Origin of the sequence: Polymorphospora sp. A560 (assembly GCF_045781765.1) — a bacterium.
Taxonomy (GTDB): domain Bacteria; phylum Actinomycetota; class Actinomycetes; order Mycobacteriales; family Micromonosporaceae; genus Polymorphospora; species Polymorphospora lycopeni.
Window position 1 is genome coordinate 699973 of sequence record NZ_CP122282.1, and the last position, 21602, is coordinate 721574.

At 72.0% G+C, this 21602-nt stretch carries 20 protein-coding genes; 15 read left to right on the top strand and 5 right to left on the bottom strand.

Annotated elements, in window-relative coordinates:
* Nucleotides 1-149 precede the first annotated feature (149 nt).
* A complete protein-coding gene (locus QCD66_RS03255) occupies nt 150-515 on the top strand; it encodes a tetratricopeptide repeat protein (protein ID WP_357536588.1) in 366 nt (121 codons plus the stop codon).
* Between the two features lie 137 nt (nt 516-652).
* On the top strand, nt 653-919 hold the full coding sequence (locus QCD66_RS03260; RefSeq protein ID WP_357513074.1) for a Smr/MutS family protein: 267 nt from the start codon (nt 653-655) through the stop codon (nt 917-919).
* Nucleotides 920-928: 9 nt separating this feature from the next.
* Here QCD66_RS03260 and QCD66_RS03265 read toward each other — a convergent pair whose 3' ends face one another.
* Nucleotides 929-1216 carry a VOC family protein gene (locus QCD66_RS03265; RefSeq protein WP_375734397.1) on the bottom strand — a complete coding sequence of 96 codons (288 nt, stop codon included), beginning with the start codon at nt 1214-1216 and terminating at the stop codon, nt 929-931.
* A gap of 76 nt (nt 1217-1292) precedes the next feature.
* Nucleotides 1293-3683 carry a M28 family peptidase gene (locus QCD66_RS03270; protein ID WP_375734396.1) on the bottom strand — a complete coding sequence of 797 codons (2391 nt, stop codon included), beginning with the start codon at nt 3681-3683 and terminating at the stop codon, nt 1293-1295.
* A gap of 193 nt (nt 3684-3876) precedes the next feature.
* Between QCD66_RS03270 and QCD66_RS03275 the strand changes: the two genes are divergently transcribed.
* The 4 genes from QCD66_RS03275 to QCD66_RS03290 are packed head-to-tail and all read left to right on the top strand — an operon-like array spanning nt 3877 to nt 7977.
* Nucleotides 3877-5091 (top strand): SpoIIE family protein phosphatase, encoded by a 1215-nt coding sequence (locus QCD66_RS03275; protein WP_364210615.1) that lies wholly within the window; start codon nt 3877-3879, stop codon nt 5089-5091.
* 38 nt (nt 5092-5129) lie between these two features.
* Nucleotides 5130-6725, top strand: a complete 1596-nt coding sequence (locus tag QCD66_RS03280) for an ATP-binding protein (RefSeq protein ID WP_375734420.1) — start codon at nt 5130-5132, stop codon at nt 6723-6725.
* On the top strand, nt 6722-7174 hold the full coding sequence (locus QCD66_RS03285) for a response regulator (protein WP_375734393.1): 453 nt from the start codon (nt 6722-6724) through the stop codon (nt 7172-7174). Before QCD66_RS03280 ends, QCD66_RS03285 begins: the two co-directional genes overlap by 4 nt.
* Nucleotides 7174-7977 (top strand): inositol monophosphatase family protein, encoded by an 804-nt coding sequence (locus tag QCD66_RS03290; protein ID WP_375734392.1) that lies wholly within the window; start codon nt 7174-7176, stop codon nt 7975-7977. The genes QCD66_RS03285 and QCD66_RS03290 overlap by 1 nt, the downstream gene beginning before the upstream one ends.
* A gap of 30 nt (nt 7978-8007) precedes the next feature.
* On the opposite strand, the gene QCD66_RS03295 is transcribed toward QCD66_RS03290, so the two are convergent.
* Nucleotides 8008-8301 carry a DUF2218 domain-containing protein gene (locus QCD66_RS03295; protein WP_364210624.1) on the bottom strand — a complete coding sequence of 98 codons (294 nt, stop codon included), beginning with the start codon at nt 8299-8301 and terminating at the stop codon, nt 8008-8010.
* A 248-nt stretch (nt 8302-8549) separates the two neighbouring features.
* On the opposite strand from QCD66_RS03295, the gene QCD66_RS03300 reads away from it, so the two are divergent.
* The 3 genes from QCD66_RS03300 (at nt 8550) to QCD66_RS03310 (ending at nt 12972) form a co-directional block, all read left to right on the top strand.
* Complete coding sequence (locus tag QCD66_RS03300; protein ID WP_375734391.1) at nt 8550-9578, top strand: coiled-coil domain-containing protein; 1029 nt, start codon at nt 8550-8552, stop codon at nt 9576-9578.
* A gap of 50 nt (nt 9579-9628) precedes the next feature.
* The gene (locus tag QCD66_RS03305; protein WP_375734390.1) at nt 9629-11164 is read left to right on the top strand and encodes a fused MFS/spermidine synthase; all 1536 of its coding nucleotides are present in this window, start codon (nt 9629-9631) and stop codon (nt 11162-11164) included.
* Between the two features lie 80 nt (nt 11165-11244).
* Nucleotides 11245-12972 carry a protein kinase domain-containing protein gene (locus tag QCD66_RS03310; RefSeq protein WP_407566996.1) on the top strand — a complete coding sequence of 576 codons (1728 nt, stop codon included), beginning with the start codon at nt 11245-11247 and terminating at the stop codon, nt 12970-12972.
* A 14-nt stretch (nt 12973-12986) separates the two neighbouring features.
* Here QCD66_RS03310 and QCD66_RS03315 read toward each other — a convergent pair whose 3' ends face one another.
* Both QCD66_RS03315 and QCD66_RS03320 read right to left on the bottom strand, forming a co-directional pair.
* Nucleotides 12987-13673: a potassium channel family protein gene (locus tag QCD66_RS03315; RefSeq protein ID WP_375734419.1), complete on the bottom strand. Its 687-nt coding sequence runs from the start codon at nt 13671-13673 to the stop codon at nt 12987-12989.
* Nucleotides 13674-13698: 25 nt separating this feature from the next.
* Entirely contained in the window at nt 13699-15030 is a 1332-nt protein-coding gene (locus QCD66_RS03320; RefSeq protein WP_375734388.1) for a TrkH family potassium uptake protein, read from the bottom strand.
* Between the two features lie 251 nt (nt 15031-15281).
* On the opposite strand from QCD66_RS03320, the gene QCD66_RS03325 reads away from it, so the two are divergent.
* The 6 genes from QCD66_RS03325 to QCD66_RS03350 all read left to right on the top strand — a co-directional run bounded on the left by QCD66_RS03325 (nt 15282) and on the right by QCD66_RS03350 (nt 21526).
* Complete coding sequence (locus tag QCD66_RS03325) at nt 15282-16388, top strand: glycerophosphodiester phosphodiesterase (protein ID WP_375734418.1); 1107 nt, start codon at nt 15282-15284, stop codon at nt 16386-16388.
* Nucleotides 16389-16704: 316 nt separating this feature from the next.
* Nucleotides 16705-17910 carry a substrate-binding domain-containing protein gene (locus tag QCD66_RS03330; protein WP_364210642.1) on the top strand — a complete coding sequence of 402 codons (1206 nt, stop codon included), beginning with the start codon at nt 16705-16707 and terminating at the stop codon, nt 17908-17910.
* A gap of 5 nt (nt 17911-17915) precedes the next feature.
* Entirely contained in the window at nt 17916-18719 is an 804-nt protein-coding gene (locus QCD66_RS03335; RefSeq protein ID WP_375734387.1) for an ABC transporter ATP-binding protein, read from the top strand.
* The gene (locus QCD66_RS03340) at nt 18716-19444 is read left to right on the top strand and encodes an ABC transporter ATP-binding protein (RefSeq protein WP_375734386.1); all 729 of its coding nucleotides are present in this window, start codon (nt 18716-18718) and stop codon (nt 19442-19444) included. The genes QCD66_RS03335 and QCD66_RS03340 overlap by 4 nt, the downstream gene beginning before the upstream one ends.
* 70 nt (nt 19445-19514) lie before the next feature.
* A complete protein-coding gene (locus QCD66_RS03345) occupies nt 19515-20405 on the top strand; it encodes a branched-chain amino acid ABC transporter permease (protein WP_375734385.1) in 891 nt (296 codons plus the stop codon).
* Nucleotides 20402-21526, top strand: coding sequence for a branched-chain amino acid ABC transporter permease (locus tag QCD66_RS03350; RefSeq protein ID WP_375734384.1), 1125 nt, complete (start codon nt 20402-20404; stop codon nt 21524-21526). The genes QCD66_RS03345 and QCD66_RS03350 overlap by 4 nt, the downstream gene beginning before the upstream one ends.
* The last annotated feature ends 76 nt before the right edge of the window (nt 21527-21602 follow it).

Below are 21602 nucleotides of genomic sequence, written 5' to 3' on the forward strand. Positions count from 1 at the left end.
GTCACCGCCGGCCCGCAGGTGGCGGCGTCGTCGCCGGCCTGCAGGTGGGGAAGTGGCGGCGTCGCCGCCGGCCTGCAGGTGGGGAAGAGGAACGCCCGTCCCGTTGTTGTGCCACCCGCACGGGTACGACCGAACCGGGAGGCGGAAACATGGATCTTCTGCAGGAGTACCGGCGGGCGGAGCTGTTCTTCGAGGCCGGCGACCCGGCGTACGCGGCCAAACTGCTCGAGCCGATCGTCGCCGCGGAGCCCGGCAACACCGCGGTACGGCAGTTGCTGGCGCGCGCGTACTTCGGTGCGGCCCAGCTCAACCGGGCCGAGGAGCAGTTGCGGGCGATGCTGGTCAGCGACCCCAGCGACCACTACGCGCACCACGTGCTCGGTCGTACCCTCGAACGTCTCGGCCGGCCGGCCGAGGCACTCGGACACCTGCGCCTCGCCGTGGCGATGCGCGCCGAGGAGAACGCCGAATACTCGGCCGCGCTGCGCCGGGTCGAGAACCGGGTCAACCGCTGAACCACCGGCCGGCCGCCGTGAGCAGGTTTCCCGCTCCCGGCGGCCGGCCTACCATCTGCTGTCATGAGCGAGCACGCGAGCGGACCGATCATGCCGACGGCAGCCGTCATGGATTCTGAGCAGCCGGGAGCCGCGCGATGAAGCTCAAGCTCGACCTGCACGACATCTTCAACCGGAACCAGGACATCGACCGGGCGCTGCGCGGGATCATCAACGAGGCGGTCGCCAAGAAGGCCACCCTGGTGGAGATCATTCCCGGTAAGGGGTCGGGCCAGTTGAAGAAGCGGGTGCTGCGCTTTCTCGACCAGAAGGAGATCAAGCAGCTCTACCACCGGGTGGAGAAGGACTCCGACAACTTCGGTCGCCTCTTCGTCCACTTCCGCTGGAAGTCGTCCGGCCGCTGATCCGCCGGATCAGGCCACGCCGGCCCCGCGTACGGAGTGTATGAACCCGTCGAGGGTCTCGGTCGACACGCGCATCAACTCCTCGTGTTCCGGGCTCGCCATCCGGGTGTACATCTCCGACTCGGGGACGTCCTCGACGTGGGTCTGGACCCACCAGAGGTTGCCGAACGGGTCCTTCAGGCGGCATCCCTGGTCACCCCACGCGTTGGTGCCGAGCGGGGTGACGACGGCGGCTCCGTACCTTGTCGTCGCCCACCTGCTCCATTCCGGTCCTCCTCGTCGGTCCGCGACCGCCACGGCGGCCTCCGGCACCAACGTAGGAGCTGTTCCGGTCAGATCCTGTCCGCTATGACCGCGCCGTGTCAGCCCCGTCCTAGGCCGGGGGCAGGCGGTAGGTCCGGGCCACCATCAGCATCTCCGAACTGTGCGAGCCGACGATCCCGACATCGGCCGGCCGGGGCCGGAAGCCCGGCAGCCCGGACAGGCCGTCGCTGGCGTCCGCCGCCCGCAGCGCCACCGGTTGTCCGGTCGCCGCCAGGGTCAGTTCGATCTCCACTCCCTCCGGCGGCGGGGCGTGGAAGACGATGCCGAAGCTCCACCGGTCGTCGTCGGTGGGTTCGACCGGCACCGGCACCCCGGCCACCGTCGCGGACCGCACCGTCGCGGTGGTCTGGTCGACGTGCAGCGCGGCGAGCCGTACCTGACGTTGCGGCACCAGCCTGACCCGCAGCGTGCGGACCCCGGCCGTGGTGGTGTCGCTGACCGTCTGCACGGCCGGTGCCGGCAGGTTGGCCGCCTGCGCCGGGCCGGCCAGCAGCTCGTGGGCGGCCAGGGCCGGGAACTCGTCGGCGATCGAGGCCGGCCCGTCGACGTACCCGGCGGTCCACGGCTGCGGGTCGGTCTCCCGGCTGAGCCACCGGGCGGTGCCGGTGTCGGCGTCCAGGGCGTACATGAGGTGGGTCTGTGTCGGATGGTCGGCGTCGAACCGGTCGACGGCCAGTCCGACCCCGGCGAACACCAGCGTGGCCAGGCCGGCGGCGAGCGTCGGGACGGCCGCCGCCCGCCGGGCTTCCAGGGTCGCCAGTCCGCGTTGCCCGCCGGCCTCCGGATGCAGCAGGTCGACGACCGGCAGCACCGCGATGCCGAGCAGCACGGTGAAGACGGCGGCGGCGCCGCCCATCGCCATGCCGAGTGCCGGGAAGAGCAGCACCACGGTCGGCAGCAGGACGAGTACGCCCACCGCCGCGCCGGCGGTGACCGCGACCACCGCCCAGACGCTGCCCGGGCGGACCAGCAGCGCGATGATTCCGCCGACCGCCGTCGCCAGCGCAGGCAGCGTCGCCAGATACGAGCCGCCCGGCGCGAGCGCGGCGAGGACCGCGCCGAGCGCCACCAGCCAGCCGAGGCCGCTGATCGCCAGCGCGGCCGGTCCGGTCCGCCGGCGGATCAGCGCGTACCAGGCGAGGACGATCGTGGCGGTCAGGGCGAGGACGGCCAGCCGATACCACTGTGGACGGTACGGGTCGAGCAGTTCGGCGTATCCCGGCCGGATCGCGGTGAGCCCCGCCCACAGCAGTTGGGCGGCGACCGGGGCGACCACGATCGGCACCACCCAGAGTTCGAAGCCGAAGCCCAACTGCGACCACGTCGTACGCCCGCGCCGGCGGGCCAGCCAGGCCAGCACGCCGACCGCGGCGCCGGCCAGCAGCACCAGTGGCCACGTCAGCCAGCCCGGGTAGCGGACCAGGCCGCCCGGTACGGGGAAGTACGTCGCGTCCCCGCCGGCGGTCAGGCCGGCGATGTCGACCGACCCGAACTCGCGTACCAGGGCCAGGGTGTTGTCGCCGTGGTGCTGGATGCTGGCCAGATCGACCGATTCGACCGTGTCCTGCGGGGTGTGGTAGTTGGCGCCACCGTCGAGATAGGCGGAGTTGAGCCCGACGAAGTCCTCGGCGAGGAACGCGGTGAAGTCGGTGTCGTTGGGCAGCAGCCGGTAGACCTCGACGGCGAACGAGGTGCCGACCGGGTGCGGCGCGGCCCGCCCGTACGCGCCGACCAGCGCGGCGTTGTCACGCGACGTCTCGAACATGATGACCGGACCGGTGCTGCCCCGGGCCTCCAGGTTGAGCACCACCCCGCCGCCCTGGGCCAGCGGGTGGCTCGACGCGAACGCCGAGGCCCCGCACAGGCACGCCTCCTCGGCGTCGGTGAGCACGAAGACCACGTCGTTGCGGGGGCGTGCCCCGTCCGTCATCGCGCGGGCGACCTCCAGGATCGTCGACGTGCCGGCCCCGTCGTCGTTGCCGCCGGGCGCGAGCTGCACCGAGTCGTAGTGCGCGACGACGAAGACCCGGCCGGTCGGGGCGGTGCCGGGCAGCACGGCGACCACGTTGCGGACCCGGGCCAGGGTCGCGCCGCCGGCGGCACCGCTGAGCTGGCCGGCCTCGGGCGCCACGGTGTCCTGCACCTCGGTCGCGAGGCCCAGCCCGCGCAGCGTGCCGACGAGGTGCTCGCGTACCCGGTCGTTCGCCGCACTGCCGGCCGGGTGCGGTTCGGCCGCCACCACCCGCAGGTGCTCCTCCGCCCGGTCGGCACTGAACTGTGCGGCCGGCGCGTCGGCGGGACGCGGCCGCGGCGGGCGGATCTCCAGCAGGCCGACGGCGCCGACCACCACGAGCGCGGCCAGGGCGGCGGCCGCGGCGGTGACCCGCCGTGACGGGCGGGCGAGCGCCCGGTCGGCCGGGGGGAGCAGCGGTGCGGCCACGTTGCCTCCTGCGAACGGCGGGCTGTCATCATCCGTCAGAGCGGGCGCCGGGGCCAGCGGGACCGGACCGGGTGGCCGCCCGGCCCGGCGGTCGCATAGCGTGGGCGCACGCGACCCCTTCCGGGTCGCCGCGACCGACGATCAGCGACCGTCCGGGAAGAGTGGCGCAGATGCGATCCGAAGGGGTGCCGTGGTGACCGGTTCCTCCGTCGTCCCGCCGCGGGCCCGGCTCGGTGCGGGACTACCGGTTCCGCAGGTCGAGCGGCTGCGCGTGCTGCTCGTCGAGGACGACGAGGGCGACGCGTTCCTGGTCGGCGAACTGCTGGCCGAGGCCGATGCGGCGATGGACCTGGTCGTCGCCACCAGCATCACCCAGGCCCGCCAGCAGATCGGCGCGGTCGACTGCGTACTGCTCGACCTCGGACTGCCCGACTCGCAGGGACTCGACGGGCTGCGCCAGGTGCTCGCGATGAGTTCCGGCGCGGCGGTCTGCGTGCTTACCGGCCGGCAGGACGAGCACCTCGGCGTCGGGGCGGTCGCCGAAGGCGCCCAGGACTACCTGGTAAAGGGCCAGGTCGACGGGGTGCTGCTGACCCGGGCGCTGCGCTACGCGGTCGAGCGCAAGCGGGCCGACGAGAACGCCCGCCGGCTGCGCGAGGCCGAGCTGCGTCAGGCCGAGTCGGCCCGCCTCGAACGCGGCCTGCTGCCCCAGCCGCTGATGACGACCCGCGAGGTCGAGGTCCACACGTTCTACCGGCCGGGCCGGCACGCGGCGCTGATCGGCGGCGACTTCTACGACGTGGTGCAGACCTCGCCCGACCGGGTCGACCTCATCGTCGGTGACGTGTGCGGGCACGGGGTCGACGAGGCCGCGCTCGGCGTCGAACTGCGGGTGGCCTGGCGGGCGCTGGTGCTCGCCGGGGTGCCCGACGACGCCGTGCTGCCCGCGCTGGAGCAGGTCCTGATGAGCGAGCGCCGGCTCCGCGAGATCTTCGCGACGGTCGCCGCGGTCCGCCTCGACCTTTCCCGCAACCGGGCCACCGTACGGCTGGCCGGCCATCCGCCGCCGCTGCTGCTCTCCGGCGGCCGGGTCGCGCCCGTACCCGCCCCCGGCGGGCTCCTGCTCGGTGTCCGGCCGCGGCCCCCACGCGCCTTCGAACTGGAGTTCGACAGTGATGACTGGTCCCTGTTGATGTACACCGACGGCCTGATCGAGGGGCGGGTGGGTGGCGGCAGCGAGCGGCTCGACGTCCCGGGGCTGACCGAGCTGGTCGGCCATCCGGACACCGCGCGGGTGCCGCTCGACGAACTGCCCGGCTGGCTGGTCGGGCGGGCCGAGCTGGCCAACGGCGGCCCGCTCGCCGACGACGTCGCCATGCTGCTGGTGAGCCGGGGCGGCGGGCGGTGAACGGCCGGAAGTGGACGCTGCGCCGGCGGGTCACCACGATGTGTGTGCTGGTCGGGGTCCTGCTGGCCGCGCTGGCCACGATCGGGGTGGTGCAGGCCGCGCAGAACCGCACCCACCTCGACACCCTGCTCGACAAGAGCGGCCCGCTGCGTACCGGTAGTGAGGCGCTGCTCGGCACGCTGCTCGACCAGGAGACCGGCATCCGGGGCTACGCGGTCAGCGGCGACCCGGTCGACCTGGTGCCGTACGAGCGCGGCGTCGAGCAGGAGCGTGACCTGCTGACCCAGATGGACGGCCTGCTGACCGACGAGCCGGAAATCCGGCGGCGGGTGGGGCAGATCCGCGACCAGGCCGAGCAGTGGCGGCTGGAGATCGCCGTACCGGTGATCGAGGCGGTCGACAGCAGGGGCACGGAGGCGGCCCAGCCGCTGCTGGACGAGCGGGCCCGGGTGCGCTTCGACGTGCTGCGCTCGGAGGTGCAGCAGCTCCAGGCGGAGATCCTGGCGCTGCGTAACCAGATCGCGGCCGACGCCCGGCAGACCGGTAACACCCTGGTCGTCCTGTTGGTGACCGCGGCCGCCGTGGTCCTGATCGCCGCCGCGGCGCTGATCCTGTTGATCAACCGGCTGGTGATCGACCCGGTGACCCACCTGGCCAGCCAGGTACGCCTGGTCGCCGAGGGCGACTACCAGCGCGACATCCAGGGCGTCGGCCCGCCCGAGCTGGCCGCGCTGGCCGGGGACGTCGACGGCATGCGCCGCCGGATCGCCGCCGAGCTGGCCGAGGTGCGTGAGGCCCGGACCCGCATCGAGTGGATCAACAGTCAGCTCCAGAAGCAGGCCGAGGAACTGGTGCGGTCCAACCGCGATCTGGAGCAGTTCGCGTACGTGGCCTCGCACGACCTGCAGGAGCCGCTGCGCAAGGTCGCCAGCTTCTGCCAGTTGCTGCAGCGCCGCTACGCCGGGCAGCTCGACGAGCGGGCCGACCAGTACATCGCGTTCGCGGTCGACGGCGCGCAGCGGATGCAGCGCCTGATCAACGACCTGCTGGCGTTCTCCCGGATCGGCCGGCTCACCACCGGCTTCACCGACGTCGACCTCAACGAGGTGATGACCCAGGTGGCCGGGCAGACCGAGGCGGCCCGGCAGTACGCCGGCGGCGAGGTGACCTGGTCGGACCTGCCGGTGGTGCACGGCGAGGAGCCGCTGCTGACCAACCTCCTGGTCAACCTGGTCAGCAACTCGATCAAGTTCCGGCGGCCGGACGAACCGGTGCGGGTCCGCGTCTCGGCCCGTCGGGTCGACGACGAGTGGGAGATCACCTGCCAGGACAACGGCATCGGGATCGAGCCGGAGTTCGCCGACAAGATCTTTGTGATCTTCCAGCGCCTGCACTCCAAGGACGCCTATCCGGGCACCGGCATCGGGTTGGCGATCGGCAAGAAGATCGTGGAGTATCACGGTGGCCGGATCTGGGTGGACCCGGAGGTCACCGGGGGGACCGCCATCCGCTTTACTCTTCCCGTGGTCGCCGACGAGCCGGCGCCCGACGAGCCGGACGGGTCCGACGTGGCCGACACCGGGGACGGCGAGCCGGCGGACCGGCCGGACGGTGTGAAGGAGGCTGTGGCGTGACCGCACCCGCCGATGGCAGGAGCCCGATCGAGGTGCTCCTGGTCGAGGATGACCCGGGCGACGTCCTGATGACCCAGGAGGCGTTCGAGGAGCACAAACTGCGCAACCGGCTCCAGGTCGTCTCCGACGGCGCCGAGGCGCTGGCCTACCTGCGCCGTGAGGGCAAGTACGCCGACGCGGTCGTCCCCGACCTGATCCTGCTCGACCTCAACCTGCCGCGCCGGGATGGCCGCGAGGTGCTGGCCGAGATCAAGAAGGACGAGCAGCTCTGCCGGATTCCGGTGGTGGTGCTGACCACGTCGCAGGCCGACGAGGACATCCTGCGCAGCTACCAGCTGCACGCCAATGCCTACGTGACCAAGCCGGTCGACTTCGAGCGGTTCATCGCGGTCGTACGCCAGATCGACGAGTTCTTCGTCAGCGTGGTCAAGCTGCCCCCGCGCAACTGATGATCGAGCAGGTTTCGGCGCTGATCCGGGAGGCGGCCACCGAGGTCGTGCTGCCGATGTTCCGGCGGCTGTCCGCCGCCGACGTCACCGAGAAGGCGCCCGGCGAGGTGGTGACCGTCGCCGACCAGCGCACCGAGGAGGTGCTCAGCGCCGGGCTGACCGCCCTGCTGCCCGGTTCGGTGGTCGTCGGCGAGGAGGGGGTGGCGGCCGATCCGGCGCTGCTCGCCCGGCTGCGGGGGAGCGACCCGGTCTGGGTCGTCGACCCGATCGACGGCACCGCCAACTACGCCGCCGGCCGTACGCCGTTCGCGATCATGGTGGCGCTGGTGCGGGGCGGTACGACCGTCGCCGGCTGGATCCACGACCCGGTGGGCGACAGCCTGACCGTCGCCGAGGCCGGCTCCGGCGCGTACGTGGACGGGGTGCGGATGCGGATCAGCGCCGACCCGCCCCCGCCGGGTGGTCTGCGTGGGCCGATCATGACGCGGTTCTTCCCGCCCGGGGTGCGCGAGGCGTTCCGGGAGCGGGCGAGCGTGCTCGGTGAGGTGCTGCCCGGGGTGCACTGCGCCGGCCGGGAGTACGCCGATTTGGTCGCCGGGGTGCAGCATTTCGCCGTCTTCTGGCGGACCCTGCCGTGGGACCACGTCGCGGGCTCGTTCCTGGTCCGGGAGGCGGGCGGGGTGGCGTGCCGCCTCGACGGCAGCCCGTACGAGGCGAGCGGTGAGGGGAGTGGCCTGGTGGCGGCCGCCAGTGAGCAGATCTGGCACGAGGTGCGCGAGGTGCTGCGTACGGCCGGCGTGTGACCCCCACGGCCGATGGCCGTCGTGGGGTGGTCAGGCCGGTGCGGGGCGGCTCCAGTGGGCGGTGAGGCCGTCGTGGGCGGCGAAGCGTTCGAGGTGGTCGCCGACGACGTATTCGACGCGGGACAGGCCGGGCTCGTCGGCGCCCTCGGCGCGCAGGACCAGGGTGCCGTCCTCGGCGAGGAGGGTGCAGGTGCCGAAGCCGAAGTCGGCGAAACCGCGCTCGTCGGTCCACTCGGTGGTGATCTTGTGAGCGAAGTGCCGGCAGAGCTGGGTCAGGTATCGGCCGGGCCGGTCGGTGACGATCCGGGCTTCGGAGCTGAGCATCCGCTCTCCTCGCGCACAGTCAGTTAGGCGAGGCTAGCCTACCTTTCGAAGGTGTGGATCTTCCACTGTGGATCGCGCGGCGCCCTTGCGCCGTCCGGTATGCTGGCCGGCGGTCTCCGCCCGGTGGCGTCGCCGACCGACGCCATTAGCACCGGTGCGCGGGGTCGCCGCCGAAAGTGACAGGGGCGCCACGCATGGTGCGCGACCCGGCCGGGGGGCTCAGGCGGCCGACGGAAGGATCCGCTTTCGTGCCCAGGACGGCCCTGCTCCGGCGCCGCGCGGTGGCGCTGTTCGCCGCGGTCCTCACCGCTACGGCGGTCCTCGTCGGCTCCCCGGGCGGCGCCGTCCTCGCCGCACCCGGCTCGCCGCCCAACGAGGGCGGCAGCAAGAACCTGCGCGACGCGCTCGAAGCGGCGTCCAAGGGGCACGTCGAGGCCAAGGCGGCCCTGGAAAACTCCCAGAAGCGCCAGCTCGAACTGACCCTGGAGCTCCAGAAGGTCGAGGCCAACCTCGCCGCGCTGACCGAAGAGGTGGCCCTGGTCGCCGCCGAGTCCTACCGTCGGGGCCGGCTGTCGGCGGTCATGATCATGGTCAACAGCGCGTCGCCCGAGGCGTTCCTGCAACGAGCCGCCGGCCTGGAGACGATCGCGCGGCACGAGAACCGGCAACTGGTCGCCCTGACCCAGGCCCGCGAGCAGGCCGACCGGGCCAAGGCCGCGATGGACAACGAGGTCAAGGAGCAGGAAAAGCAGCTCGCCATCATGGCCAAGAAGAAGAAGGACGCCGAGCGCGCGCTGGCCGCGGTCGGCGGCGGGGCCAGCGGCGGCTACGTCAACGCGAACTCGCCGGCGGCCAAGCCCGCGCCACGCAACTCCAACGGCTCCTGGCCGAAGGAGTCGTGCACGGTCGACGACCCCACCACCTCCGGATGCATCACCCCGCGCACCCTGCACGCGATGAACGAGGCCAAGGTGGCCGGCTTCAAGCGCTACGTCTCCTGCTACCGCAGCGGCGGCAGCGGCGAGCACCCCAAGGGGCGGGCCTGTGACTTCTCCGCCGCGACCAGCGGCTTCCAGAACGTGCACGCCACCGGGGGCGACCGCACCTACGGCAACAACCTCGCCGCGTTCTACATCAAGAACGCCAGCCGGCTCGGCGTGCTCTACGTGATCTGGTACCGCCAGATCTGGATGCCCGGCACCGGCTGGAGCAACTACAACGGCGGCGGCAGTCCGGCCGGCGACCACACCAACCACGTCCATCTATCGATGATCTGACCTTCCGGTCTGACCGGAAGCGCTCAGCCGGGCTGCGTACCATCGCAGCGATGGACACCGCGACCACGGAGGCGGCCGACGAGCTGCGCCGCCCGCTCCCGAACGGCCTCGCCGCCGCGCTCGTCTTCCTGTCCAGCGGCGCCGTGCTGGTCCTGGAGACCGCCGCGCTGCGCCTGGTCGGGCCGTACGTCGGGGTGACCCTCCAGGTCACCAGCTCGGTCATCGGCATCGCGCTGGCCGCGATCGCGTACGGCACCTGGTTCGGCGGGTGGCTCGCCGACCGCCGGGACCCGCGTGCCCTGCTCGCCCCCGCCCTGGTGATCTCCGCGATCACCACCGCGGTCACCCTCCCGGTCGTCCGCTACGCCGGTGAGCTGCTGCGCGGCGGCGCGGCGCCCGGGATGCTGCTGCTCGTCGCGCTGGCCGTCGTGGTGCCCGCCGCGCTGCTCTCCGCGGTCACCCCGCTGGTGGTCAAGCTGCAACTCGGCGACCTGCGGCACACCGGCCAGGTGGTCGGCAAGCTGTCCAGCATCGGCACCCTCGGCGCGATCACCGCCACCCTGGGCACCGGCTTCGTGCTGGTCGCCGTCTTCAGCAGCACCGTGATCATCCTCGGGCTCGCCGTGGTGCTCGGCGTCACCGGCCTCATCGTCGGTGGCTACCTGCGCCGGCAGGGCGGCGTGCCGATCCCCGGCCGGACCGGCACCAAGGTGCTCGTCGCGATCGTCGGTCTGGGCGCGGTGACCGTCTCCACCGTCGCCCCCGACCCGTGCGACGTGGAGACCGAATACCACTGCGCGTCCGTCGAGGTCGACCCGGACAACTCCACCGGCCGGCTGCTGGTGCTCAACTCGGCCCACCACTCGTACGTCGACCTCGCCGACCCGACCCACCTGGAGTTCGCCTACACCCAGTGGATCGGAGCGGTCGCCGACGTGATGGCACCGCCCGGCCAGCCGCTCGACGCCGTACACCTCGGCGGCGGCGGGTTCACCGTGCCCCGCTACCTGACCGCGACCCGGCCCGGCACCGACAACATCGTCTTCGAGATCGACGGCGGGCTGGTCGAACTCGGCGAACGCGAACTCGACGTACGCCCCGGCCCCGACCTCGAACCGGTCGTCGGTGACGCCCGGATGCTGGTCACCGAGCGCCCCACCGACAGCGCCGACCTCGTCGTCGGCGACGCCTTCGGCCACCTGACCGTGCCCTGGCATTTGGCGACCCGGGAGATGGCCGCCGAGGTGCACCGGATCACCCGGCCCGGCGGCATCTACGTGATGAACGTGATCGACTATCCGCCGCTGCGCTTCATCCGTGCCCAGCTCGCCACCGTCGCCGCCGTCTTCCCGAACATCGCCGTCGTCGCCCCGCCGGCCGGGCTCGCCGGCGAAGAGGGCGCCAACTTCCTCATCGTCGCCTCCGACACCCCGCTCGACCTCGACGCCCTGCGGCACGGGCTCGACACCTCCATCGACGAGCCGGCCACCCTGCTCGCCGGCGCCGAACTCGACCGCTTCGTCGACGGCGCCCGCGTCCTCACCGACGAGTACGCCCCGGTCGACCAGCTCCTGACCGTCGGCTGACCGGGCGGCGCCGGCCGGTGCCGCTGACCGATTTCGGTTGTCGCGATTGAAATCCCTGGTCCGGGGGCATCCATCCGATCATGCATGGGGTGGGGAACGAGCTGCTGGGCGGCCGCTACCGGCTGGTGGAGGAACTCGGCGCCGGCGGCATGTCGGTGGTCTGGCGCGGCTACGACGAGGTGCTCGGCCGGCAGGTGGCGATCAAGGTGCTCGCCGCCAAACTCGCCTCCGAGCGGTCGTTCCGGCACCGGCTGCGGGTGGAGGCCAAGGCCGCGGCCCGGCTGATCCACCCACACATCACCAACGTCTACGACTTCGGCGAGAACTGGACCGGTGGCGTACCCGTCCCGTACGTGGTCATGGAACTGGTCGACGGGCAGTCCCTGGAAGCCCGGCTGGGCCGGTACGGCGCGCTGCCCTGGCGGCACGCGGTCGCCGTCTGCGCCGAGGTCGCGTCCGCGCTGGCCGCGGCACACGCCCGTGGCGTCGTGCACCGCGACGTGACCCCGGGCAACGTCATGCTGACCGCCACCGGCGCCAAGGTGGTCGACTTCGGCATCTCCGCCCTCGCCGGCGAGAGCGACACCGACCCGGACGGCAAGCTGCTCGGCACCCCCGCCTACCTGGCGCCGGAGCGGCTCGACGCCGGGCAGGTCTCGACGGCCACCGACGTGTACGCCCTGGGCCTGCTGCTCTACCGCTGCCTGGCCGGCCGGCTGCCCTGGGAGGCGGACACGACCACCCAGATGCTGCGTAACCACCGGCACGCCGATCCGGCGCCGCTGCCACCCGTCGACGGGCTGCCCGACGAGGTCGCCGACCTGGTCCGGCGCTGCCTCGCCAAGACACCGGCCGACCGGCCGACCAGCGCCGAGGTCGCCCGTACGCTGGCGACCACGGTCGGGCTGGCCGGGATCGTACCGGTGTCACCGGCCCCCGTCGGGGCGGCCGGCGACGCGGACGGCAGCCTGGCCCTCGCCGGTACGACGATCCTGCCGGGCGCCGCGGCGACCGGGGTGCTGCCGGCGTCGACCGGCACGCCGGCTCCCGGTCCGGTGCGGCGCTGGTGGTCCGGGCGTACGCCGGGCGTCCGCCGTCGGGTCGGTGCCGCGATGGCCGGTGCCGCCATGCTCGCGGTCACCGGTGTCGGCTGGGCGGCCAGCACCGGCAGCCCGGCCACCGGCGACGAGCCGACGAGCCTGGCCATGGGCAACCAGCCGGCCGCGGCCTGCCAGGTCGACTACGCGCTGCGCTCGGACTCGGGCCGGGCGTTCGACGCCGAGTTGACCCTCACCAACGACGGGCGCGTCCGGCAGGGCTGGACGCTGACCTTCGCGTTGCCCGGCGACCAGACGATGGTCCACGGCGAGCCGGTGGCGTGGCGGCAGGCCGGGCGGGACGTGGTCGTCCGGCCCCCCGCCGGCACCGACGCGCTCCCGGCCGGCGCGGCGGTCAAGATCACGCTGACCGGGACGTACGCGACGGCCAACGCGCTTCCGGTGCGGTTCCACCTCGACGGCGAGCCGTGCGAGGTACGGGTCAGCGGGGTCGCCGGCCAGCAGGAGCAGGTGGGCGGTGCCGTCGCGGGCGCCAACCCGCAGGGCGCCGCCCCGCCACCGGCCACCGCCGACAGCGGCCGCACCGAGAAGGTCAGCGACCGCGGGTCCGGCAACCGCGGCAACGGAAACAAGGGGAACAACGGCAACGGCAACAACGGGAACGGGAACGGGAACGGGAACAACAAGAACAAGAACAACAACGGCCACGGTCATGACGACAGCGACGACGACGATGACGATGACGACTGAGCGGCGGGTGCCCGTCAGGTGGTGGCGGCGAACTCCTGCACCTGCTCGGTCGTGCCGGCCACGATGAGCACGCTGCCGGCGGGGATGACGGTGCTCGCCTGCGCGTAGTCGAACTCCCGCCCCGGCGTCTTGACCCCGACGACCGTCACGCCCCACCTCGTCCGCAGGCCGATGTCCGCAAGGTTGCGGCCCGCCATGTCCTCCGGCGCGCGGATCTTGGCGATCGCGAAGCCGTCGTCGAACTCGATGAAGTCGAGCATCCGGCTGGTGATCAGATGGGCGACCCGGTCGCCCATCGCGGCCTCCGGGTAGATGACGTGCTGGGCACCGACCGCCGACAGGATCTTGCCGTGCTTGGTGGAGATGGCCTTCGCCCAGATCTCCTGGACCCCGACCTCGGTCAACGCCAGCACGGTCAGCACGCTGGCCTCGATGTCGGTGCCGATGCCGACCACGGCCCGACCGAAATCGGGCACACCGAGCTGACGCAGTGCCTCGTTGTCGGTCGTGTCGGCCTGCGCCACGTGGGTCAGCCGGTCGGACCACTGCTGCACCAGTTTGGGATCCTCGTCGACGCCGAGCACCTCGTGCCCGAGCCGCAGCAGGGATGCCGCGACCTGCCCGCCGAACCGGCCCAGCCCGAGGACCGCGACACCTTCCGCGGCGGTGGGTGCCTGCCCCGCGCCCCGCGCCGGACCCATCGGCCCTGCCGGCGCGGCCTGGTCGTCAGCCAACAATCGGACGCTCCTCTGGATATCGGTAGAGCCGGGTGCGGGCGTTCAGCGCGATCGCCGAGGCGACCGCGATCGTGCCGACCCGGCCGATGAACATGAGGACGATCAGTACGATCTGTGCGCTGTGCGGCAGATTCGGCGTCAGGCCGGTGGACAGCCCCACGGTGGCGAAGGCCGAGGTGACCTCGAACAGGGCGCGGTCCAGGGCCAGCCCGTCGGTGAGCGCGATCAGCAGCAACGTGCCGCCGGTGACCAGGGCGACGCCGAGCAGCGCGATCGTGATCGCCTGCCGCTGGGTGGTCTCGGCGATCCGGCGCCGGCCGACCACCACGTCGGGCTGACCGCGCACCTCGGCCCAGATCACGAACGCCAGCAGGAAGAAAGTGGTGATCTTGATGCCGCCGGCGGTGCTGGCGCTGCCCCCGCCGATGAACATCAGCACGATCGCGACCACGGTCGTCTCCGTGTTCATCGCGTTGAAGTCCAGGCTGTTCAAGCCACCCGCCCGGGTCGACATGTCCTGGAAGATCGCGGTGATCAGCTTCTCGTCGACGCCGAGCGGGCCCAGCGTGAGCGGATTGCTCCACTCGAAGGTGAGGAAGACCAGCAGGCCGACGACGGCGAGCACCAGCCCGCCCCACACCGTGAGCCGGGTGTGTGTCGACCAGTTGGCCGGGCGGCCGAGCCGCCGGGCGAGTTCGAACAGCACCGGAAAGCCGAGGCCGCCGGCGGCCATGCCCGCGGCGAGCGGCAGACAGATCCACCAGTCGCCGACGAAGCGGACGAAGCTGTCGCTGTAGAGGGCGAAACCAGCGTTGTTGAACGCCTGCACGGCGTGGAAGACGCCGTACCAGACGGCCCGGCCGAACGGGTAGTCGTAGTGGATCCACAGGCGTCCGGCGACGAAGACGGCGATGACCGATTCGCAGACGAGCATGGTCAGCGCGATCCGGCCGAGCACCCGCCCCACGTCGCCGAGCGCGAGGCTGCTTTCCGCCCGGGCAACCAACCGGCTGCGCAACCCGAGCCGCTGCGAGACCAGCAGGCTGACCAGCGTCGCCATGGCCAGAATGCCGAAGCCGCCGAGTTGTGCCAGGACCAGGATCAGCACGTGCCCGGTGTCGGACCAGTAGGTGGCCGTGTCGACGACGGTCAGGCCGGTGACCGAGATCGCCGAGGTGGCGGTGAACAGTGCGGTGACGAAGCTTGGCCCGCCCGGCCCCTCCCGGGTGACCGGCAGCAGCATCAGGACCGTGCCCACGGCGATCGCGCACAGGAACGCCAGCGGCACGATCCGGGCGGGGTGTTGCAGCGGCCGGCGCATCGTCGCTGTTCATATCACGCTCGGTGTTCGGCCGGTGGTGGATCCGTGAAGCCGGCCTCCGGTTGGGACCGGCCCGCGCTTCGGCCCAGCGGCCCGGTGGGGGGCGGCGGCCGGTCCACCAGTCCCACCCGCGAGGTTCACCGGATGGACAGGTGCGGATCAATCGATGGTCGTGGCGCGCCGTTTGACTCGGGCCGCGAGTGCGCCGTACCCGCGCGCACGTGATCGCACCCGACGACGAGGAGACGGCGTTGCGACGTACCCTTTCCGCCCTTGGCCTGGCCGGCGCGCTGCTGGTGGTCGGTTCCGTGGCGGTCCCGAGTGCCCCGGCCGTGGCCGACAAGGGGACCAGGGCATCCGACCGCCCGACGGTGATCGCGCACCGGGGCGCCAGCGGCTACCGGCCGGAGCACACCCTGGAGGCCTACCGGCTGGCGATCCGGCAGGGCGCCGAATTCATCGAGCCCGACCTGGTGCCGACCAAGGACGGCGAGCTGGTCGCCCGGCACGAGAACGAGATCTCCGGTACGACCGACGTGTCGACCCGCCCCGAGTTCGCCGACCGGCGGGCCACCAAGACCATCGACGGGGTGACCGTCACCGGCTGGTTCACCGAGGACTTCACCCTGGCCGAGCTGAAGACGCTGCGGGCCAAGGAGCGGCTGCCGCTGGTCCGCCCGACGAACACCGCCTTCGACGGCCAGTTCCAGGTGCCGACCCTCCAGGAGGTCATCGACCTGGCCAAGCGGGAGGGCCGCGCCCGCAACCGCACGATCAGCATCTACCCCGAGACCAAGCACCCCACCTACTTCCAGTCGATCGGGCTGGCGCTGGAGGAACCGCTGGTCAAGGTGCTCAAGCGCAACGGCATGACCAAGCGCAAGGATCCGGTGATCATCCAGTCGTTCGAGACCGCCAACCTGCGCAAGCTTGCCCGGCTGACCGACGTACGGCTGGCGCAGCTCGTCGACGCGTCCGGCCGCCCGTACGACTTCACCGTCGCCGGTGATCCCCGCACCTACGCCGACCTGGTGACCCCGGCCGGCCTGCGCTGGATCGCGGGCTACGCCGACGGCATCGGCGCGCAGAAGAACCTGGTCCTGCCGCGCGACGCCGCCGGCCGGCTGCTGCCGGCGACCAAGCTGGTCCGCGACGCGCACCGGCACGACCTGGTCGTGCACACCTGGACGTCGCGGGCGGAGAACCAGTTCCTCCCCGTCGACCTGCGCATCGGCACCGACCCGAACGCCCGCGGCGACATCTACGCGGAGTACGAGCTGCTCTTCGCGGCCGGTGTCGACGGCGTCTTCACCGACCACCCGGACACCGCCGTCGCGGCCCGCGCGGCGCTGAGCTAGCCCGGGCGCCACCGAGCGTCATCCACGGCCGCCGTCGGGCGGGAGCGGAAACCTCCCACCCGACGGCGGTCCGCGTTATCGTGTCGTGACCTCCAGCCCGGTTCGGTGGTGCGGATCGACACAGTACGGCCGGCCGGCGTGGCCCTGGCTGCCATCGATGGCCGTTCCGGCCGATGTCGGCCGGTCCGACCTGTCCGGGGCAGATACCTCCGTGCCGTTACTTGTGGGTTTCCGCCACATAGATCGTGGGTGACGTCACTCCCTAGCGTGGGCCGACAACGAGATTTCCCTCCGAGTCTCTTCACGTGGAGTGACAATGACCGTTAGGACGACGCGGCGGGTGTTCACCGCCGCTGCCACTGTGATGGCCGCGGCCCTGGTCGTGGCGGCGTGCGGCAGCCCTCAGGAAAGCGCGACCGGTGGCGGTGACAGCGCCGCACCCGTCAAGGTCGGCCTGGTCTACTCGCAGTCCGGTGCGCTGGCCACGTACGGCAAGCAGTACATCGAGGGCTTCCGCGCCGGCCTCGCCCACGCCACCGGCGGCACCAACAAGATCGGCGACCGGCCGGTCGAGGTCACCGAGGTCGACGACGCCGGCGACCCGACCAAGGCGGTCTCGGCTGCCAAGGACCTGATCGGCAAGGGCTACAAGATCCTCGCCGGGTCGACCGCCTCCGGTGTGGCGTTGCAGGTCGCGCCGCTCGCCGCGCAGAACAAGGTGCTGTTCATCTCCGGCCCGGCCGCGACCGACGGCGCCACCGCCGTCAACAAGTACACCTTCCGGTCCGGTCGGCAGTCCTATCAGGACGTACTGACCGCCAAGTCGTTCATCGGCGACGCCGCCGGCAAGAAGGTCGTCGTCTTCGCCCAGGACAGCGCCTTCGGCAAGAGCAACGAGGAGGCCGTCAAGGCCGTCATCGGTGGTGCCGGCGCGACCGTCACCAGCGTGCTCGCCCCGGCGAGCGCCACCGACTTCACCCCGTTCGCCAGCCAGCTCACCGCGGCAAAGCCCGACCTGCTCTTCGTCGCCTGGGCCGGCACCACCGCCCCCGCCATGTGGCAGACCCTCGACCAGCAGGGCGTGCTCACCGCCACCACGGTCGTCACCGGCCTGGACATCCGGGCCTCCTGGCCGACGTTCGGCGCCGCCGGCAGCAAGATCTCGTTCCTCTCCCACTTCTTCGACGGCGCCGCGGACAACGAGGCGGCCAGGGCCGCGAAGGCCGCCGTACCCGGCGGGGTTCTCGACCTCTTCCACCCCGACGGCTTCGCCGCCGCCCAGATGATCGTCCGGGCCGTCGAGGAAGGTGGCGACGACGTCGACAAGATGGTCGCCGGCCTGGAGGGCTGGACCTTCGACAGCGTCAAGGGCAAGACGACCGTACGCGCCGAGGACCACGCCCTGCTGCAGCCGATGTTCCAGGCCACGCTCTCCGGCAGCGGCACCGACTTCACCGCGCAACTGACCAAGACCCTGGCCCCCGAAGAGGCCGCGCCGCCGGCCGTGCCGATGAAGGGCTGAGGACGGTGCCCCCCTCCGTCACACCGGCGACGCGCCAGCGCGAGGAGGGCCCCGCCACCGGGGCACTCCTCGCCACCCGGCAACTGACCTGGCGGATCGGCGAGGTAGCCATCGTCGACAACGTCGAGATCGACCTGCGGCCGGGCGAGTTCCTGGGGGTCATCGGCCCCAACGGCGCGGGCAAGACCTCGCTGTTCAACCTGATCTCCGGCCTGCGTCCGCCGACCACCGGCCAGGTGCTGCTCGGCGGGCAGGACGTCACCGCGCTGCCTCCGCACCGGCGGGCCCGCAGGGGACTCGGCCGCACCTTCCAGTCCTCGTCGGTGTTCGGGTCGCTGAGCGTACGGGAGAACGTGCGGCTCGCCGTACAGGCGCAACGGGGCGGCTCGTTCAAGCTGTGGCGGCGGGCGGCCCGGGACACCACGGTCGCCGAGGCCGCCGACCGGGCGCTGGACCGGGTCGGGCTGGCCCACCGGGGCGAGGCGCTGGCCGGCACCCTCGCCCACGGCGAGAAACGCAAGCTGGAGATCGCCCTGCTGCTCGCCGGCGAACCGACCGTCATGCTGCTCGACGAGCCGATGGCCGGGGTCAGCGCGGAGGACGTACCGGAGCTGGTCGCGGTGATCCGCTCGCTGACCGGCGACAGCGGTCGGGCCGTACTCATGGTGGAACACCACATGGACGTGATCCTCGAACTCGCCGACCGGATCGCGGTGATGCACCACGGGGCGCTGCTCGCCTGCGACACCCCTGACACCGTGATGGCGAACGCGACGGTCCAGGAGGCGTACTTGGGGGAGGCGCTATGACTCAGCCGATCCTTTCGATCAAGGACCTGTCGGTACGGATCGCCGGGCTGCACATCCTCCAAGGGGTTTCGTTCGACGTCGCCGGCAGCGGGGTGACCGTCCTGCTCGGGCGCAACGGGGTCGGCAAGACGACCACGTTGCGGGCCGTGCTCGGGCTCACCCCGCGCGGTGGCGAGGTGCGGGGCACCGTGACCATCGGCGGGCGGGACATCACCGACCAGGCCACCTACCGGGTGGTCCGGGACGGGCTCGGTTACGTGCCGGAGGACCGTGGTGTCTTCGCCGGCCTCACGGTCGCCGAGAACCTGCGACTCGCCGAACGGCGGGGCAGCGCCCCCGCGTACGGCCGGGTCTTCGAACTCTTCCCGGAGCTGGACCGGCGGGCGAAGCAGCGGGCCGGATCGCTGTCCGGCGGGCAGCAGCAGATGCTGGCCATCGGCCGGATCCTGCTCAACGACAACCGGTTGTTGCTCATCGACGAGCCGACCAAGGGGCTCGCGCCGAAGGTGGTGACGGAGGTGGCCGAGGTGTTGGAGCGGGTCGCCGTCGAGGTGCCGGTGCTGCTGGTGGAGCAGAACCTGGCCGTCGTACGGCGGCTCGCCCGGGACGCGGTCGTGCTGGACGCCGGCCGGGTCGCCTGGACCGGTGACGCCGGCCGGCTGCTGTCGGAGGCCGAGCTGACCAGGTCGCTGCTCGGCGTCGGGTCGTCGGGGGTGCACGCATGAGCGAGCGGAGCGAGCGAATCGGTTGGCTCAGTTTTGGTCACGGCGCCGCCGAGCGAAGCGAGGTGGCGGCGTGAGTACCGTCATTCTGTTGACGCTGACCGGGCTGGGGCTGTCCGCCCTCTACTTCCTGGTCGCCTCCGGCCTGTCCCTGGTTTTCGGCCTGGCCGACGTGCTCAACTTCGCGCACGGGCTGTTCCTGTCCGTCGGGGCGTACGCGACCTGGTGGGCGGCCGGCAATCTGCCGGGCGCGGGTGCCGACGGCTTCGGCTTCGTGGTCGCGGTCGCGTTCGGGGTGGCGGCCGGCGTGCTGGTCGCCATGCTCGTCGAGCTGATCATGATCCGGCCGCTCTACTCCCGCACCATCGAGCAGGTGCTGGTCACCGTCGGCCTGTCACTGGCCGGCGTGGCGCTGCTCCAGGCGACCTGGGGTGCCGACCCGCGGCCGTTCCCGCGTCCGCAGTGGACGCAGGGGGTGACCTCGGTCTTCGGTGCCAAGGTGCCCAACTCCGGGCTGTTGCTGATCGTCGCCGCCGCCGTGGTGCTGGCGGCGCTGCTCGGATTCCTCCGTTACACCCGGTACGGCCTGGTCATCCGGGCCGGGGTGGAGAACCGGGAGATGGTCACCGCGCTGGGCATCGACGTGCGCAAGGCGTTCACCCTGGTCTTCGCGATCGGTGGCGCGGCGGCGGCGCTGGCCGGGGCACTCGGCGGCGTCTACTTCGGATCCGTCTCGCCCAGCCAGGGCGGGTCGCTGCTCATCTTCGCCTTCATCGTCGTGGTCATCGGCGGGATGGGCTCGGTCGTCGGCTCCGCGTACGCGGCGGTCGCCGTCGGCCTGCTCCAGCAGTTCGTCAACTACTACGGCACCTCCGGGCTCGGGGACATCTGCGTGGTCGCGCTGCTGGCGATCGTGCTGCTGCTGCGCCCGCAGGGCATCGCCGGGAAGGCGGCAACGGCGTGACGGACCTCGACACCCCCTCCAAGACGGAGTCACCGGCCACCGCCGCACCGGCCGGGCCGTCGCCGGCCCGGCGGTGGTGGACCCTGCTGCGCCCCTGGCTACCGCTCGTGGCGCTGGTCGTCTTCGTCTTCGTGCCGTACGTGAAGGTCGAGATCCCGGGCGTCTTCGACGGGGCGCTGAACTCGCCCGGCACCCTGCAACTGCTCGCCCTCTGCCTGGTGTACGGCGGGCTCGCCGCCGGCTACGACCTGCTCTACGGCCGTACCGGCATGCTGTCGTTCGGCCACGCGCTCTACTTCGCCGCCGGCGTCTACGGGACCGACATCCTGATCACCAAGGCCGGGTTGCCGCTGTGGCAGGCCGCCCCGTTCGCCCTGGTCGGCGGTGCGATCCTGGCCGCTCTGATCGGCGCGATCGCGCTGCGTACGGCCGGTATCGCCTTCGCCATGGTCACGCTCGCCTTCGCGCAGGTCGGCGCGATCCTGGTGGCCCGTGACTTCGGCGGGCTCACCGGCGGCGAGGAGGGGCTGCCGCTCGACGTCTCCGGGCTGCCGGCGTTCTTCGTCGGGGTCGCCAACACCTACACCCTCTACTGGCTGGCGCTGGCGTACCTGGCCCTGGTGGTGTTCGTCGTGCACCGGGTGGCGTCGTCGCCGACCGGGCGGGTCCTCGCCGGGTTGCGCGACGACGAGCGCCGGATCGGGGTGCTCGGGCTCGATCCCTACCGGTTCAAGCTCGTCGCCTTCACCCTGTCCGGCACCCTCGCCGCGGCCGGCGGGATCGTCTACACCCTGCTGGTCAGCGGCGCGTCACCGCACATCACCTCGTCGGAACTGACGCTGTCGCTGCTGGTCATGGTGGTGCTCGGTGGTCCGGGCACCCGGTGGGGACCGGTGATCGGCGGGATGCTCTACATGTATCTCGACCACCGGTTGACCGCGTTCGGCACCTCGTCGGCGGTCGAGGCGCTGCCCGGCTTCCTTAGTGCCCCGCTGTCGCAGCCGCTGTTCGTGCTCGGCACGGTGTTCATCCTGGCCGTCTACTTCTTCCCCGGCGGGCTGGCCGGCCTTGCCGGCCGGCTCGGCCCGCTGCGGCAGTTGGTTCCCAACCGCAAACGCTGACCTGTCGTACCGCCGTCCCGTACGGGGCGCGGTAACCACAAGTGCTGAAAAGGCTCCGGCCCGGCGGATCCCGCCG

Excerpts from the sequence above, each read along its gene's own strand:
- QCD66_RS03320 (WP_375734388.1), bottom strand. The coding sequence starts at position 15,030 with ATGCGCCGGCCGCTGCAACACCCCGCCCGGATCGTGCCGCTGGCGTTC.
- QCD66_RS03290 (WP_375734392.1), top strand. The coding sequence starts at position 7,174 with ATGATCGAGCAGGTTTCGGCGCTGATCCGGGAGGCGGCCACCGAGGTC.
- QCD66_RS03340 (WP_375734386.1), top strand. The coding sequence starts at position 18,716 with ATGACTCAGCCGATCCTTTCGATCAAGGACCTGTCGGTACGGATCGCC.
- QCD66_RS03305 (WP_375734390.1), top strand. The coding sequence starts at position 9,629 with ATGGACACCGCGACCACGGAGGCGGCCGACGAGCTGCGCCGCCCGCTC.
- QCD66_RS03295 (WP_364210624.1), bottom strand. The coding sequence starts at position 8,301 with ATGCTCAGCTCCGAAGCCCGGATCGTCACCGACCGGCCCGGCCGATAC.
- QCD66_RS03260 (WP_357513074.1), top strand. The coding sequence starts at position 653 with ATGAAGCTCAAGCTCGACCTGCACGACATCTTCAACCGGAACCAGGAC.
- QCD66_RS03315 (WP_375734419.1), bottom strand. The coding sequence starts at position 13,673 with ATGGGTCCGGCGCGGGGCGCGGGGCAGGCACCCACCGCCGCGGAAGGT.
- QCD66_RS03280 (WP_375734420.1), top strand. The coding sequence starts at position 5,130 with ATGTGTGTGCTGGTCGGGGTCCTGCTGGCCGCGCTGGCCACGATCGGG.
- QCD66_RS03330 (WP_364210642.1), top strand. The coding sequence starts at position 16,705 with ATGACCGTTAGGACGACGCGGCGGGTGTTCACCGCCGCTGCCACTGTG.
- QCD66_RS03255 (WP_357536588.1), top strand. The coding sequence starts at position 150 with ATGGATCTTCTGCAGGAGTACCGGCGGGCGGAGCTGTTCTTCGAGGCC.
- QCD66_RS03310 (WP_407566996.1), top strand. The coding sequence starts at position 11,245 with ATGCATGGGGTGGGGAACGAGCTGCTGGGCGGCCGCTACCGGCTGGTG.